This is a genomic window from Winogradskyella schleiferi, from assembly GCF_013394655.1.
GTDB classification, from domain to species: Bacteria; Bacteroidota; Bacteroidia; order Flavobacteriales; family Flavobacteriaceae; genus Winogradskyella; species Winogradskyella schleiferi.
In genome coordinates this window covers 3,868,429-3,884,743 of record NZ_CP053351.1, presented here as the reverse complement: position 1 = coordinate 3,884,743, position 16,315 = coordinate 3,868,429, and the positions used below count along the sequence as shown (strand labels likewise).

Below are 16,315 nucleotides of genomic sequence, written 5' to 3'. Positions count from 1 at the left end.
TGTCCCCTCGAGGATTATTGAAATAAAAGCAGTAGCTTTTGTTGAAGATACCGAGCGTAGCTCATTAGGGGAGTTTTAAAATAAAGTCTAACAATTAATAAGATTCCTGCTTTCGCAGGAAGTAAACATGAAAACAAAAACTTACGCTGGAATCCCAGAAGAATTAGCAAAATTAGAAACTGCTAAAATCGTATTAATTCCTGTACCTTATGATGGTACAAGCACATGGCAAAAAGGTGCCGATAAAGGCCCTGAGGCTTTTTTAGACGCTTCAGCAAATATGGAGCTTTATGATATTGAAACCGAATCTGAAGTTTACCAACAAGGGGTATTTTTAGCAGATGCGGTAACTGAAAATTCATCACCAAAAGCGATGGTAGAAGCGGTTCATCAAGCTACAAAACGCTATATTAAAAAAAATAAATTTGTGACGATTTTTGGTGGCGAACATTCAATATCCATCGGTACCATTAGAGCATTCAACGAAATGTTCGATGATATTACGGTGTTGCATATTGATGCGCATGCCGATTTACGCGAAAGCTACGAAGGATCGAGCTGCAATCACGCTTGTGCAGTATATGAAGCGAGCCAAACCACGAATTTGATTCAAGTCGGTATTCGTTCAATGGATAGCATTGAAAAAACCGTTATGGACGAGGAGAAAACTTATTTCGCTCACGAAATGGCAGTCGATGATAGTTGGATGGATTCAGCTATTGACCAAATGACGGACAATGTATTCATTACATTCGATTTGGATGCTTTAGATCCTTCAATTATGCCAAGTACAGGCACACCAGAACCAGGCGGTTTGTTGTATTACGAAACGCTGGAATTCTTAAAGCAAGTGTTCGCAGAAAAAAATGTGGTTGGATTTGATATCGTGGAATTATGTCCAAATAAAAACGATAAATCATCAGATTTCTTAGCGGCTAAATTGTATTACAAAATGTTGAGTTATAAATTTCAAGATGAAAATATAGAAGACGGTTTTGAAAGTAACTTTAACGATTCAACAAACTCAGGAAACAAAAAATCTAAATTTGATACAGAAGATGACTACTAATAAAGGAGAGATTTCAAAATTTATAGAAAAATATTATTTACACTTTAATGCAGCAGCGTTGGTTGATGCGGCCAAGGGTTACGAAGCGCAACTCAATTCGGGTGCAAAGATGTTAGTGTCTTTGGCTGGTGCGATGAGTACGGCAGAATTAGGTAAAATATTTGCCGAAATGATTCGCCAAGATAAAGTGCAAATCATATCGTGTACAGGAGCAAATCTTGAAGAGGATATTATGAATTTGGTAGCACATTCGCACTATAAGCGAGTGCCAAACTACAGGGATTTAACACCTCAGGATGAATGGGATTTGCTGGAAAAAGGCTTAAACCGAGTAACGGACACTTGTATTCCGGAAGAGGAAGCGTTTAGAAGAATCCAAGAACATATCGTTAAAATTTGGAAAGATGCCGAAGCCAATGGTGAACGTTATTTGCCACATGAATATATGTACAAATTATTATTATCTGGTGTTTTAGAAGAATACTACGAGATTGATTTGAAAGATTCTTGGATGTATGCTGCCGCAGAAAAAAACCTACCGATTATTTGTCCAGGTTGGGAAGATAGCACCATGGGAAATATTTTTGCAAGCTACGTGCTTAAGGGCGAATTGAAAGCTAGCACCATGAAATCCGGTATTGAGTATATGACCTTTTTAGCGGATTGGTACACGGATAACTCTGAAAATGGTATTGGCTTTTTCCAAATAGGAGGAGGCATCGCAGGCGATTTTCCAATATGTGTGGTACCTATGTTATATCAAGATATGGAACGACCAGAAACACCATTCTGGAGCTATTTCTGCCAAATCAGTGATAGTACCACCAGTTACGGATCGTATTCTGGAGCTGTTCCAAACGAAAAAATTACTTGGGGAAAATTGGATATTAACACGCCAAAGTTTATCATAGAAAGTGATGCAACTATTGTAGCACCATTAATTTTTGCTTATCTCTTAGATATGTAATGGAAGAACAGAAAATTGAAAATATAGAATTACAGTATTTAACGGTTGATGATTACGCAGAACTAAAATCGGCAACCTTAGAATCCTATGGCGGTGTATTAAATTCCTATTGGAAAAAGCATCACATAGAACGCTTGACCTCCATTTTTCCGCAAGGTCAGGTGGTCATCAAAATTGATGGTGTAATTGCTGGATGTGCGTTGTCGTTAATTGTAGATTATGATAAGGTAGAAGATAACCATACTTATGCCGATATTATTGAAGGCGATAAATTTAATAATCACGATGAATTTGGCGATGTGCTCTATGGTATCGATGTTTTTATTAAACCTGAATTCAGAGGTTTAAGATTAGGAAGACGTCTGTACGATTACAGAAAAGAGCTATGTGAAAATTTGAATCTTAAAGGCATTGTATTTGGAGGACGAATGCCAAACTATCATAAGTTTCAAAATGAACTGACACCAAAAGAATATATTGAAAAAGTTAAGCATAAAGAAATTCATGATCCGGTTTTAAACTTCCAAATATCCAATGACTTTCATCCCTTACGAATCATAAAAGGTTATTTGGAAGGTGATACGGCATCAAGCGAATATGCGGTTTTGATGGAATGGGATAATGTGTATTATACCAAAAAAAGTAAAAAAGCGAGCAGTGTAAAAACCATCGTAAGATTAGGTTTGATCCAATGGCAAATGCGTACCTATAATAGTTTGGAAGAACTGATGCAACAGGTAGAATATTTTGTAGATAGTGTTGCCGCTTATCGATCGGATTTTGCGTTGTTCCCAGAGTTTTTCAATGCACCATTGATGGCAAAGTTCAATCACATGTATGAGCCAGATGCTATTAGGGAATTGGCAAAATATACCGCTATTATCGTTGAAAAAATGCAGCAATTATCAATCTCGTATAATATCAACATCATTACAGGTAGTATGCCAGAGCTTATTGATGATAAACTTTTTAACGTCGGATATCTTTGCAGAAGAGACGGAAGTTTGGAACGTTATGAAAAAATTCACGTTACACCAGATGAAGCCAAAGTTTGGGGTATGCAACCTGGACACCAGCTAAAAACCTATGATACCGATTGTGGTAAGATAGGCGTTTTAATTTGTTACGATTCTGAATTCCCTGAGCTATCACGATTATTATCCGATGAAGGTATGGATATTCTATTTGTGCCATTTCTAACAGATACACAAAATGGCTATTCGAGAGTTCGTTTGTGCGCTCAAGCCAGAGCCATAGAAAACGAATGTTACGTGGCCATTGCTGGAAGCGTAGGAAATTTGCCAAATGTGAATAATATGGACATTCAATATGCACAATCAGCCGTGTTTACACCATGCGATTTTTCATTTCCTAGTAATGGAATAAAAGCGGAAGCCACAACCAATACTGAAATGATATTGGTTGCCGATGTGGATTTGAGCCTGTTAAGGGAATTACACGCTTTCGGAGCCGTGAAAAATTTAAAAGATCGCAGAAAAGATGTTTATGATGTTATTCGAGTAAATAAATAAGTATTATATTTAAAAAAAAATAGCTACAGAAATATTATTTAAACAATGAAACCAAAAGACGCACATTTAAAACGAGTAATAGTTGACTTCAAAAAATTAACCCCTGAGATTTTAGCCCTTTTAGTGGAAAAATATCCAGATGGTTATGATGATGGTCAAATAGTTTCGTTTAAGAATGCAAAAAATGAAACCGTTGAAGCTGTTGAAGTCACTACTGAAGATACCAAGTATTTGGTAAAAGTGAGTACAAAGCTAGAACAGACCATGGAAAATTATGACGAAGAGGATTATGAAGACTTTGAAGATGATGATCCAGATGCTGTAGTGGATCCAGAATTGGAACCAGGCGCTGAGGACGAAGATTTTGATTAAATCTTAGCGATTAGCTCAATTATTTTGTAATTTACTGTATAATAAAGGGTTATAAATTTAAAATGGTTGAATTATGAATACTTCATTTCACATGTCCTTACCGTGTTTAAATGTAGAAGAAACCAAAAGCTTTTACGTGGATAACATCGGCGCTTCCTTGGGAAGAACAAACGATAATTGGATAGATATCAATTTATTCGGTCATCAACTAACATTTATTCAAGCTGAAAAATTTAACTTCAATAGTCCAAATTATGTATTTGAAGGTAAAATGCTACCCTCATTTCATTTTGGCGTTATTGTAGATGTTGACCAATGGGGAGAACTCTATGCAAAATTGAATCATTTAAACTTAAAAGTGGTCACCCAAACCACATTCTTAAAAGATAAAACGGGCGAGCATTTGTCTTTTTTCATTAAAGATTCTAACGATTATATGTTGGAATTTAAAAGCTTTAAAGACGCTGACGAAATGTTTAAAGCCTAATATATCGAGATTATTTTTAAACGGAATAACTAAAAAAATTCTTCAAACGTATCCACAGTAATTATAACCAAGAGGTTGTAATCTAAAAGCATTTGGGCTTGAGGTGGCAAAATCCCAAAACCACAAATCAAAAAATTTAATTAGTGTCGGATTATTTCGACATAAAAATGTAATGCGATGAATGCTAAAAAAATAACAGTATTTGTGCTTATGGTAATGGTTTTAAGCGCAAATGCAATTTCAATTTCTAAAGGGAAAACTCAAGATAAAATGAAGGTAACATCAACCGCTACCTTTGATGGTTACGATGAAGACGATGGTTATGCTTTTATATTACAATCAGATATGGATGATGAAGACAGTGAAGAAACCATCTATTTTTCTGAAATTACTGAGGAAGCATTAAAAGCAGGAAACCTTAAGTCTGAAGAGATGATCGGTAAACGCTTTGAGATCACTTATGAAGTGACCGAATACGAAGAGGAAGATGAAAATGGTTATAAAGAAACTTTTGAGAGCTTTAAAATAATTGAGGTAAAGAAGTTATAAATTAATTTCAAGTCGAATTAAATAATTAGACTGCTGGGCGACTGGCAGTCTTTTTTTTGATAATAACTTCCCATACGAAAAAGGATAACACAACGGCATATTCCAAAGCAATAACCCAAAGATTTTCAGAATTATCAGTATTTGAATACGCTAAATAACTTAGAACAACCACTATAGACCAGACCAATGGAAATTTGTAATTGGTAAACACAACCAATAGGACTAAAGTTGCAATATACCAAGGATGAACGGTTGTGCTCAAAAGCAAATAAAAGGTGAATACCAATACCATCGATGTGATTAATTTAGGTAAACTATTGTTCCTTTTGAAAAACGAAAACCCAAGAATTATAAGTACTGAAATTAGAGGTAGAATTTTACCGATAATGGCAATTTCATTATAGCCAGTTATGGCATAACCGATAGCTCTTGCGAGATAATAAATACTCGCATTAAACTCAAAATTTCCAAACCATAGACCCACTGTTTTTGAATAGTTATCGACGAATTCCATGGAAAAGAAAGGGAGGAAGAGTAGGATTGTGGTAACTCCAGTTATTGCATAGAATTTGATTAATTTCCTGAAGTTTATTTTTTCATAAATGTTACCTTGAATGCAGTCGAAAGAACCTTTAGATTTCTCAACTGTACTCGAAATGACTTGAGAGGTCCTAAACCAACCAAAAAACAAAGGCAAAAACATCAGCGGAATCAACTTCACGGAAATAGAACAAGCCAAAACCACAGCTGCCCCTTTCCATTTTCCAGCATGTAATAAATACAATGACCAAACTAAGAAGAAAATCATAATTCCTTCAAAATGAAGATTACCTGTTAATTCTATAATAATAAATGGATTTAAAATGTACCAAAAGATTCTGTTTGAAGGCAGTTTGAGACGTTCCAATAGCTTTTTACCGAAATAGAGTATGCCAATATCAGCCGCAATTATAAGCAATCGCATGCCTATTACTGAACTTAAAATACTGCTTCCAGGAAATAGATTTCCTATAACAAAGCAAAGTTGTTTTAAAGGTGGATAATTGGTGTAGTGGGAAGCACTTAATGCTCCCATGCCCTTGTATAGTTCTACTTGATTTGGAAAACCCGAAAGGATGCCCATTTCCATTTGAAAATCAGGTGTGGTCAAGTAAGGATTGAAACCACTCATGATCATTTGACCATCCCAAATAAAACGGTAAAAATCCTGTGATAGATTCGGAATGGCAAACAGAAACAAAAGCCGAAATAGAATGGCTGAAATGGCAAGTATCCTAAAACCTGAAATTTTTATAATTTGAAAAGCAAAGACAAAAAGTGCAACATATAACAATACTAATTTTGACATATCTGTACGAACCAAATCATAAGCAAATGACACATAAAATAGACTGCTCAACATCATGAAGAGGAGAGGTATTTTATGATATTTAAATACGTTGGTTAATGCTTGCATGAAATCAAAGATATAATTAATTAGAATGCGCAAAAACCAGTTACGAAAAAGATTATTTGGAAAATGGAAGTATTATTCCGTTTGAAAATAGAAACTAAATCTTAGAACTTAAGGATTTAAAAAACACATAGCCAAAACCAATAAAGAGCATAAGGTGAAACGGAAACAACCCAAAATCACCACCTTGATCACCAACAATAAATGCACTGTACATGCCAAAGCCAAAATAAAGCATCAGAATACCTTCTATAACCACATTAGGAGAGAGGTTTTTTCGTAAGTATTTATTGTTTTTCCAGTTGTCTTTGTACTTACTTAAATTGAATTTTGGCGTACGTACAAAATCACTGCGTTTACCTGCATGACCTTCAATAACTGCAATGGAATTATGTAACGAAAAACCCATAGCTATGGAGAAAAAGGTAAAGAACATACCTATATAGCCGAAAAATCTTTTGAAGCCACTGCCATAAATACTTTTGTACATAAACCAATAGCACACAAAAAATATAATTGTACTCATTACAAAGAAGCTCATCACATAAAAATAGTTACGCAAATGGGCATATTCATTCTTAATATACAACATTGGGATACTCAAAACAGCAACGGTAAATATGCTCAAAAACATGGTACTGTTCAAAAGATGCAATAAGCCATGAATTTTTGTTTTGGTAGAAATATTATCTGATGTGACAACCCGTTTCAACATTTTTCGAAAGTTCTCCGCACCACCTTTATTCCAGCGAAATTGTTGCGAGCGTGCGGCACTAATAACTATTGGTAATTCTGCAGGCGTTTCAACATCTTCAAGATATTTGAATTCCCAATTTTTTAATTGTGCCCTATAACTTAAATCTAAATCTTCCGTAAGTGTATCACCTTCCCAGTTCCCAGCATCGAGAATACATGTTTTTCGCCAAACACCAGCTGTACCATTAAAATTAATGAAGTGACCTTTGCTATTTCTCCCGACTTGCTCTAATGTGAAATGTGCATCCAAAGCAAACGCCTGAATTTTTGTCAACAATGAATAATCTCTATTGATATGTCCCCAACGTGTCTGTACAACACCGATTTTTTCATTCTTAAAATAAGGAATCGTTCGTTTTAACCAATTGGGCTGAGGTAAAAAGTCGGCATCAAAAATGGCTATATATTCACCTTTCGCAATTTTTAGACCTTCTTTTAGTGCACCAGCTTTGAAACCACTTCTATCTGTTCTGGTAATATGTGTAATATCCAAACCAGTTTTGGCCAATGTATTTATGTGTGCTTTTGTAGTCTCAATCGTTTCGTCAGTTGAATCATCTAAAACCTGAATTTCTAATTTGTCCTTAGGGTAATCCAACAACGCTATGTTGTCTAGCAAACGCTCCATGACGTACATTTCGTTAAATACGGGAAGCTGAATGGTAACCATTGGAATTTCTTCAGCATTTGAAAAATCGAAGGTATCACAATCTTGGCGTTTCTTTTTTGAAGACAGATAGTTGTAGAGTAGATTTAACTGCGCCAAAGCATACAAGAAAATAAGTACTATGGCAATTGTATAAATTACAATTATGGTATATTGAAGGTAGATCACTTAAAACTATATTTAAAAATCCATATCAAGATTTTTATGCCTGCAAAGATAGCACCTTTTATGGTTCCTGAAACTTTTGAGACACCTATTCTATTTCTATAATTTACAGGGATTTCCCTATAAGTTAGGTTTTGTTTTAAAGCTTTCAATTGCATTTCAACCGTCCAACCATAAGTTTTATCTTCCATCTTCAGGTCTAGGAGCTTATCGTATTTAATGGATCTAAAGGGTCCTAAATCTGTAAATTTTGAACGGAAAAAAAGTTTCATTAAACTTGTTGCTAGCCAATTACCAAATATTTGTGGTGTGGTCATTGAACCCGCGTCACGTAATTCTTTTGTACGGGCACCAACTACAAAGTCAATATTTTCTTCTAAGATGGGTTGGACTATTTTGGTTAATTCTTCAGGATAATCGCTGTAATCACCATCTAAAAAAACAATAATATCTGGTTTAATTTCTAGTTTGGAAATATAATCCATTCCTTTCAAGCAGGCATAGCCATAGCCTTTTTGTTGCTCTGCCAACACAGTTGCACCAGCATTTTTGGCGTTAATTTCTGTATGATCTGTAGAATTATTGCTCACTACAATAACTTCATCAACAATTTCAGGAATGTCCTTAATGACTTTTGAAATGGAATCCTCTTCATTAAAAGCAGGAATTATAACTACGATTTTCGCCATTAAATTAATTTGAAGCTGCAAAAGTACAACTTTGAAAGTGTAATTTGTCTCTTATTTTTTTGAGCGTAACTATCTGTGCTAATTGGTGTAATTTCCGAAAGAATTGGGACAAGCTATGTTTATTTTTTATTCTTTTACTGCGACTGCGACTGCGACTGCGACTGCGACTGCGACTGCGACCCGCCCGAACGTATCTTTTCGGTGCGGGCAGGCTGCGACTGTGAACTATTTCTCATTTACCAAATCCATCAAATCCACATCATTTCCTAATAGAATTTCATTCGCATTAATACGTCCTTTCAAACTATCATTTTCCAATTTCAATACGCCTCTCGGGCAGACTGCAGAACAAATGCCACAACCCACACAACTAGAGCGTACAATATTTTCGCCTTTCTGCGCATAGGCCCTTACATCAATTCCCATTTCACAATAGGTAGAACAATTACCGCATGAGATACATTGACCACCATTGGTCGTAATTCTGAATCTTGAAAATAAACGTTGCTGAAAACCAAGAATAGCAGCCATAGGGCAACCAAAACGGCACCACACACGATTACCAAAAATAGGATAGAATCCAGTGCCAATTACGCCAGAAAATATAGCACCAATTAGAAACCCATAACTCTGACGTAATGTCTCCGCTTTAAATAAAAATAAATTGGATCCGTTAAAAAAGTGAATCGCCAACAAAACCAATATGATCACAAAATAGCCAATGGCACCATATTGGGCATCTTTAGCTAATTGCTCTCGTTTAAAAATCATGACCCAGGCAAAAACTACGGTTAGAAGCGCTGCCACACCAATTAAAAACGTATTTTTTGTCAGCCAATATTTGCTAGAATCATCTCCTAAGTACGAATAAACAACTGCAGTAGTCATTAACACGACAAAAACCACAACACTGTGTACAACCCAACGTTCTATTTTCCATGCAAACTGTCGCTTGTCGCTTAAATGCCTAAAAGAATCTCCTGCGGTCTCAGCCAAACCTCCACAGCCACAGACCCATGAGCAGTACCATCGTTTGCCGTACTTAAATGTGAGAATTGGTGTAATGACAAATATGGATAGAATTCCAAAAATTAATAATGCTAAACCAATATCGCCTGCTTCGATAAAGGAATTTACTCGGTATTGTTCAAAATTATAATAATTGAGCGGCCAAATATTCTTTAAATCATAATAGGGTAAACTGAACGAATCTGAATTCAAACGTGCCATAAACTCAGGAATTAAAAACGCAAATGCCAGTTGAAAGAACATTACTGAAAACGTACGTAAGCGTTCATATTTATTGTGACGGTATTTCAATAAAAATTTATACCCAAAAACTAAAATCGCAATGGTGTACAATGTACCATATACAAACCACTGACTGGCTTGTCCGCCATTCAAGAGTCGGCTCAATGGGTCAAAAAGGGCTACTAAACCTGTGTTTTCTGCACCATCAGTTCCAAGGCCGAGCCAAGTTGCCTTAAAATAAAGAAGAATATAAAATCCCGTAAATGCTAGTCCTGAAACCCAAGCCCAAAGGCCTCGAGAGGATATGGACTTAAACATTACACCATCGTTTTTAATGCCTGGAAGTTTTTTAATATACATATCATTTGCAAACAAAACAACACCAATACTAATGGATAGCAATGCGATAGATAGTACTATGGTTCTATAGGGAAACGTGACATTGAAGGTCGCTAATGCTAAAATTATGAGTCCAATCATTCCAATAGCAACATAGATACGCTGCTTGGTAGTTAAATCAAACGCCTCTGGTTTTGTAAGCGACATGCTTGGTTTTGGTGTGTTCATAGTATGGCCTGCGAAAGCAGGTAGCCTTTAAATTTATTATTATATTTTTCCTGACCTCACAGGTTTTCAAAACCTTTGTGAGGTCTTTACGTTATTAAACAAGCAGTGATTGCCTCTTATATGCAGCTAGAATCTCATCTTCATGTCTTGCATAAAATTCAGGATCAAAATTGGCGTCTTTTAAATTTGATATGACATAATCCACATCACGTTTTTCCGTCAACCATTTGTCAAAAGTTTCATGTTTTAGTCGTATCCCAAACGTATTGATTCCTAAAAATTCATTGGTGTCTTTATGATACGCAACGGTAATACATTTAGTGTCATCGCTGTGTTTCCAATGAAAATGTTGTTCATAATCTGGTCGTCCTTTTTCGCCAAATACCCAACCATAAGTCTGATATTCGATATCCATAAATTTTGCAGAATTGAACCAATGCCCTGGATTGTAAGGCATTCTATTGCCACATATGGTTTGCGCTAAAACCTCGCCCATCATTCGTCCTGTGTACCAAACGGCTTCAACCGGTCTGCGATTTCCAGAAGGTTCTTGCTGTTCGGCGCAATCACCAATGGCATACACATCTGGTATATTGGTTTCCAAAAAACGGTTTACTTTTACGCCTATATCAGTTTCAATTTCAGAATCTTTAAGAAAATCAATATTTGGTGTCACACCTGCTGTTAGTCCAACAACATCACACGATATTTCCTCGCCTGTTTCTTCAATAATTATAGATTTTACTTTTCCGTTCTCGTCCGATTTTATTTCTTTTAAGTTAGTGGAAAGGCGCAAATCTATATGATGTGCCTTAATATGTCTGTTTATCATTTGGCTTTCGCCTTCAGGCAAAATACCATTCCAAAAACTGTCTTCCCTTACTAAAAATGTGACAGGAATGTTTCTGGAATTAAGCATTTCAGCCAGTTCAATACCGATTAATCCACCACCAACAATTACAGCGTGTTTACAGACGTTATTATTTGGTGCATGTTTTTCAAGATTATCTAAATCTTGTTTGTGGTACATGCCCATAACACCTTCCAAATCTTGTCCTGGCCATCCAAATTTATTGGGCTTACTTCCTGTTGCAATCACTAACTTATCGTATTGCAAGGTGTCGCCTTCGGCAAAGTGAATTGTTTTAGATTGGGTTTCCACCTTTTTCACATAGCCTTTTTTTAGTTCAATTCTATTCTTTTCCCAAAACCAATTTTCGTAAGGTTGGGTGTGTTCAAAGGTCATATGACCCATATAAATGTACATTAATGCCGTACGTGAGAAGAAATAATCTGTTTCTGCTGAAACAAGGGTGATTTTTTTACCTGCCTGTCCCTTAGGCTGGCCGGATAGCTTTCGGATATGTCTGGCTAGTGTAACCCCAGAAATTCCATTGCCAATAATGACGATGTGTTCCATATTTATTATCCGAGAAATCGGATATCTTTTTAAATAGTTAGTCGATCTTTATGTCGAAGCTTTTGTTAAAACCTTAAGCGATTCACCTAATTTCTTTAAATTTAGGAATAAATTTCAACGTATGCGACCTTTTTTACATGGGCTTTTAGTTCTTATTTTTATAGGTTGTGCTGCCGCTCCTTATAAAACTGGAAAAATCAAAGGTGTGAGTTTCGTCGCTGCTAGAAGTGCCATCGACACGACACATACCATACCTGTAGTTGACATTAATGCCAATGCGGCTGCGATAATGCCTTTCGGTTTTGTTAGGGATAAAAGTCGTCCTGAAATAATACATAACTCAGACCGACAGTGGTTTGGCGAAACTAGAGCTGGTGCAAAGCAGTATATTGAAGAACTCAGAAAACATGATATAAACATCATGATAAAACCTCAATTATGGCTTTGGCACGGCGAGTTTACAGGGTATTTAAAGATGGATTCTGAAGCTGATTGGACACGACTTGAAAAGTCTTATTCGGATTTTATCTTGGAATATGCAGCATTGGCAGAAGAGGTCAGAGCAGAAGTTTTTTGTATTGGCACCGAACTTGAAGAATTTATTAAAAACAGACCAGCATATTGGTTGGCGCTTATTAAGGATATTAAACTAATTTATACAGGTAAACTGACCTATGCGGCCAATTGGGATGAGTTCTGGCGAACGCCTTTTTGGACAGAATTGGATTATATTGGCATCGATGCTTATTTTCCGGTAAGCGATATGCAAACACCAACTATTGAAGATTGCCTAAAGGGTTGGGAAAAACACAAACAAGGTTTAAAAGGCTTTTCCGAAAAACTTAACAGACCAATATTGTTTACGGAATATGGGTATAGAAGTGTGGATTATACGGCAAAAGAACCTTGGAGATACGACCGTTCTATGACGTCTGTTAATCACGAAGCTCAAAATAATGCGACGCAAGCTTTATTTGATGCGGTTTGGAATGAAGATTGGTTTGCAGGAGGCTACTTGTGGAAATGGTTTGTGGAACATCATAATGTTGGAGGTATGGAAAATAATCAATTTACACCACAGAATAAGCCTGTAGAGCAAATAATCAAAGCACATTATAAACAAGAATAAATTTAGTTTTCAGTGTCAAGCACCTTAAAATCCTTTAGTGCTTTATTGGGCTCAATGATATTATAACCTTTCCAGAACTCAGGATCATATTGGCTTAAATGTGTTGGTGTCACCAATACTTTTTCTTTAAAATTGGTATAATCTGATGCTGTAATAATATCTGTCTCAAAAACAACCAGTTCTGTTTTTTCAATATTTCTACCTATAAAATGAATCTCAGCTTTTATTTCATTTTGTTTGCGTCTGCCACGAACATTTTTATTTTTTTCGACAATTTTAAGCGGTCTTTTAATGCCGAATTGTTCGCCTAAAGTTTCATCTCTATATTTCAGTACATACTTCTCATTGTTATTTTTACGAAAGATGATCGTCCCTTTTTTCAAGTATTTTTTACTCGAAATCCCGAGTAATGAAAAATCACTTAGGGATTCTACATTATTATAGTCCACTCTCACTACGGCAAAATCTTCGGTATTCACATACATAGTGCCAGCAAAATCCTCACGTCTTTTGGGCTCAAAAGTGATGACATATACAAACATATCATCGATATACGCATAATCCGTAATTTCAAATTCGTAACGTCTCGATTTATGGATAAAGTTGAGGTCGTTATCGTCATCAATAAAATTGTTGTTTTCAAATTGATGGATCATTGTTTTTTTCTCAGGTAAAAAATTGAGTTTTTGAATGGAATCCCTTTTGTTTTGTTCGGCAAGTAGCGGTTTGGAAACTGTTTTTTCTTGATTTTCGTCAAATAACGTCGTATCTATATCCTGTTTTACACTAAACCATCCCGATTTTATTTTAAAATAAGAATCCCGTTTAATGTGCTTTTTAAGAATGCCGTTTAAGCGTTCCGCATAATTATTCAGATCCACTTCTGTAGATTTATCAAAAAGCCGACTGGCTTTTAAAATTTCCATCTTTTGAGGTTTACCTCGCGTAATCTCACCATATAGTTCGCCAAGAATCTCTGTGTGGTTATCGATGCTTTCTGGTATAATCTGAATTAAACTATCTACAAAATGCTGATTGATTTCTGGAATGGTCGATTCTTCGAGATCCACATAGCGCTTGTCCATATGAATATATTTGGAAGCCCTGAAAAAGAGTTTCCGTTTTGCATAACCAAAATCGTAATTAGTATAAAGTCCTTCCTCTATTTTATCTAAAATCTCGTCGATGGTGTAGTTTTTATTCGTGACTAAAACTTCCGAAAGGTCTACGGTTTTAGGTTTTAGATAGATGTTGGAATTATCAAAGTTAATTAATGGAATTCGTTTTTCTTCGTAGCCCAAGCAACTTATCATTAGTGAATCGGTTGCGTTGACATCACGTTTTATGGTAATATTGAATTCGCCGTTATCATTACTGATTACACCAGTTTTGTAATTAAATTGAATGGTAGCAAAAGCGATAGGTTCCTCGGTTTTGGAATCCAATAATCGTGAAGAGAACGTTTCCTGCCCATAGGAATACGATAGGGTAAATAAAATTATGGCAATGATGATACTTTTGAAATAGATTAATATAGGCTTCACGATACCGTATAAGTTTGAATAATTAGGAAATTCAATTTAAACTATTATTAAGTAAGAATTGTTCTAAGTTCAAAAACTTTAAGAAAAATTAAGAGATAATTGCTAACTTTAATTAAAAATAAACAAAAGATAGATGCGAACATTAGTGATTGGAGATATTCATGGAGGATTGAGAGGGTTAATTCAACTTTTCGAAAAGGCAGATATAACAAAAAATGACACTTTGATTTTTCTTGGCGATTATGTGGACGGATGGAGTGAGTCTGCTCAAGTCATTCAATACCTGTTAGAGGTTTCAGAGAAAAACTCATGCGTATTTATAAAAGGAAATCATGATGTTTGGTGTGAGGAATGGTTGGCATCTGGTACACTAAACGACGTGTGGTACAATCATGGTGGAAAAGGAACTATTGAGAGTTATCACGGTTATTCTAAACCAGAAAAAGCAAAACATCTTCAATTTTTTGAGGCCATGCCATTATATCATATTGACAATGAAAATAGACTTTTTATACATGCAGGTTTTACTTCTATGCATGGTGTTGAAAAGGAGACCGACATTAGAAATTTTTATTTTGATAGAACCCTATGGGAAATGGCTTTAACAATGGACAATCGTATTAAAAAGGACTCCGTAATTTATCCCAATCGATTAAAACATTATTCTGAAATTTATATTGGACATACACCAACGATAAATTTTAATAAACATATACCAATGAATGCCATTAATGTTTGGAATATTGATACAGGTGCTGCATTTACAGGACAATTATCTGCTATAGATGTTGAAACGAAAGCAATTTTTCAGAGTGATGGTTTGAAAGATTTGTATCCTGAAGAAAAAGGACGGAATTAAATTGATCTAACAAACATACTTACTATAATAAGCCAACAAGTCGTCAGCCGAAGCACCAAACCATTTTTTTACATAAATGGTCCAAAAGTGATATTGCAATTTCCAAACGCCATGTTTGCGATACAGTCGTGCTGAGGTTTTAAGTTTTTTATTGATGACTATAAATTCTTTACGAGCATAGAGCTCGTTGATTAGCATATTGTCCTCATAAATGATATAATCCTCATCATAACCACCAATAGCATCAAAAAGTGCTCGCGTAACAAACTGGCTTTGGTCACCACCTCTGCAAGCGCGCCAAGAAAACTGCGTTAACCAACTCGCCAATCGTAACCACCAATGGTTGCTGTCAAACTGCATTCTAAAACAACCTGCTTTGTTGCCTTTTTTGACTTCATTAATTAGGAGTTGATCAAAATCTTTAGGAGGCAAAGAGTCCGCATGAAGAAAGTATAAAATTTCACCTTTGGCATGTTTTGCACCTGTGTTAAGTTGTTTTGCTCTTCCTTTATCTGATGAAATTAGTCTGACTTCAGGCCGTGTGTTGAGACTTTTCCGTCGGGATGTATCAAGAATAGTCGTACGGTCTTCTCTATCGTTCTGCCAACCTAAACTAAAGCGCAATTCTGAGGTAGGTTCAGAATCTTTTGAAGTGATAAAATCCTTGACCACAGTCATGGTTCCATCCGTACTGCCACCATCAACCACAATAATTTCTGAAATATTCGACGAAGTTCCATTGTCATTGAGGTGATTGAGTAAATCACCAATAATTTCAACTTCATTTAAAACAGGAATAATTATGCTTATCATATAGTTATTTACGGAAAATATAAAAT

Annotated in this window: 15 protein-coding genes; 8 read left to right on the top strand and 7 right to left on the bottom strand. The window is 35.6% G+C overall.

Features of this window, described 5'->3' with window-relative positions:
* The first annotated feature begins 127 nt into the window (after nucleotides 1–127).
* From speB to HM990_RS16780, 6 genes are all read left to right on the top strand, one after another.
* Entirely contained in the window at nucleotides 128–1,069 is a 942-nt protein-coding gene (speB, locus tag HM990_RS16805) for an agmatinase (protein ID WP_178990606.1), read from the top strand.
* Nucleotides 1,059–2,036 carry a deoxyhypusine synthase family protein gene (locus HM990_RS16800; RefSeq protein WP_178990604.1) on the top strand — a complete coding sequence of 326 codons (978 nt, stop codon included), beginning with the start codon at nucleotides 1,059–1,061 and terminating at the stop codon, nucleotides 2,034–2,036. Before speB ends, HM990_RS16800 begins: the two co-directional genes overlap by 11 nt.
* Nucleotides 2,036–3,568 carry a carbon-nitrogen hydrolase family protein gene (locus HM990_RS16795; protein ID WP_178990602.1) on the top strand — a complete coding sequence of 511 codons (1,533 nt, stop codon included), beginning with the start codon at nucleotides 2,036–2,038 and terminating at the stop codon, nucleotides 3,566–3,568. Before HM990_RS16800 ends, HM990_RS16795 begins: the two co-directional genes overlap by 1 nt.
* Nucleotides 3,569–3,613: 45 nt before the next feature.
* Nucleotides 3,614–3,940, top strand: coding sequence for a hypothetical protein (locus tag HM990_RS16790; RefSeq protein ID WP_178990601.1), 327 nt, complete (start codon nucleotides 3,614–3,616; stop codon nucleotides 3,938–3,940).
* Between the two features lie 73 nt (nucleotides 3,941–4,013).
* Nucleotides 4,014–4,427 carry a VOC family protein gene (locus HM990_RS16785; RefSeq protein WP_178990599.1) on the top strand — a complete coding sequence of 138 codons (414 nt, stop codon included), beginning with the start codon at nucleotides 4,014–4,016 and terminating at the stop codon, nucleotides 4,425–4,427.
* A 177-nt stretch (nucleotides 4,428–4,604) separates the two neighbouring features.
* Complete coding sequence (locus HM990_RS16780; RefSeq protein ID WP_178990597.1) at nucleotides 4,605–4,976, top strand: hypothetical protein; 372 nt, start codon at nucleotides 4,605–4,607, stop codon at nucleotides 4,974–4,976.
* A 25-nt stretch (nucleotides 4,977–5,001) separates the two neighbouring features.
* Here the strand turns inward: HM990_RS16780 and HM990_RS16775 are convergent, their stop codons facing one another.
* The 5 genes from HM990_RS16775 to HM990_RS16755 all read right to left on the bottom strand — a co-directional run bounded on the left by HM990_RS16775 (nucleotide 5,002) and on the right by HM990_RS16755 (nucleotide 11,944).
* The gene (locus tag HM990_RS16775) at nucleotides 5,002–6,432 is read right to left on the bottom strand and encodes a mannosyltransferase (RefSeq protein WP_178990596.1); all 1,431 of its coding nucleotides are present in this window, start codon (nucleotides 6,430–6,432) and stop codon (nucleotides 5,002–5,004) included.
* Between the two features lie 94 nt (nucleotides 6,433–6,526).
* Entirely contained in the window at nucleotides 6,527–8,017 is a 1,491-nt protein-coding gene (locus HM990_RS16770; protein WP_178992065.1) for a cellulose synthase family protein, read from the bottom strand.
* Entirely contained in the window at nucleotides 8,017–8,706 is a 690-nt protein-coding gene (locus HM990_RS16765) for a glycosyltransferase family 2 protein (protein ID WP_178990594.1), read from the bottom strand. Before HM990_RS16765 ends, HM990_RS16770 begins: the two co-directional genes overlap by 1 nt.
* 225 nt (nucleotides 8,707–8,931) lie before the next feature.
* On the bottom strand, nucleotides 8,932–10,524 hold the full coding sequence (locus HM990_RS16760; protein WP_178990592.1) for a 4Fe-4S binding protein: 1,593 nt from the start codon (nucleotides 10,522–10,524) through the stop codon (nucleotides 8,932–8,934).
* A 94-nt stretch (nucleotides 10,525–10,618) separates the two neighbouring features.
* A complete protein-coding gene (locus HM990_RS16755) occupies nucleotides 10,619–11,944 on the bottom strand; it encodes an NAD(P)/FAD-dependent oxidoreductase (RefSeq protein ID WP_178990590.1) in 1,326 nt (441 codons plus the stop codon).
* A 121-nt stretch (nucleotides 11,945–12,065) separates the two neighbouring features.
* Here HM990_RS16755 and HM990_RS16750 point away from each other — a divergent pair, with 121 nt between their 5' ends.
* Complete coding sequence (locus tag HM990_RS16750) at nucleotides 12,066–13,073, top strand: glycoside hydrolase family 113 (RefSeq protein WP_178990588.1); 1,008 nt, start codon at nucleotides 12,066–12,068, stop codon at nucleotides 13,071–13,073.
* Between the two features lie 2 nt (nucleotides 13,074–13,075).
* Here the strand turns inward: HM990_RS16750 and HM990_RS16745 are convergent, their stop codons facing one another.
* The gene (locus HM990_RS16745; protein WP_229719299.1) at nucleotides 13,076–14,617 is read right to left on the bottom strand and encodes a carboxypeptidase-like regulatory domain-containing protein; all 1,542 of its coding nucleotides are present in this window, start codon (nucleotides 14,615–14,617) and stop codon (nucleotides 13,076–13,078) included.
* Nucleotides 14,618–14,750: 133 nt separating this feature from the next.
* Between HM990_RS16745 and HM990_RS16740 the strand changes: the two genes are divergently transcribed.
* Nucleotides 14,751–15,476 (top strand): metallophosphoesterase family protein, encoded by a 726-nt coding sequence (locus tag HM990_RS16740; RefSeq protein ID WP_178990586.1) that lies wholly within the window; start codon nucleotides 14,751–14,753, stop codon nucleotides 15,474–15,476.
* 6 nt (nucleotides 15,477–15,482) lie between these two features.
* Here the strand turns inward: HM990_RS16740 and HM990_RS16735 are convergent, their stop codons facing one another.
* Nucleotides 15,483–16,289 carry a TIGR04283 family arsenosugar biosynthesis glycosyltransferase gene (locus HM990_RS16735; protein WP_178990584.1) on the bottom strand — a complete coding sequence of 269 codons (807 nt, stop codon included), beginning with the start codon at nucleotides 16,287–16,289 and terminating at the stop codon, nucleotides 15,483–15,485.
* Nucleotides 16,290–16,315: the final 26 nt, after the last annotated feature.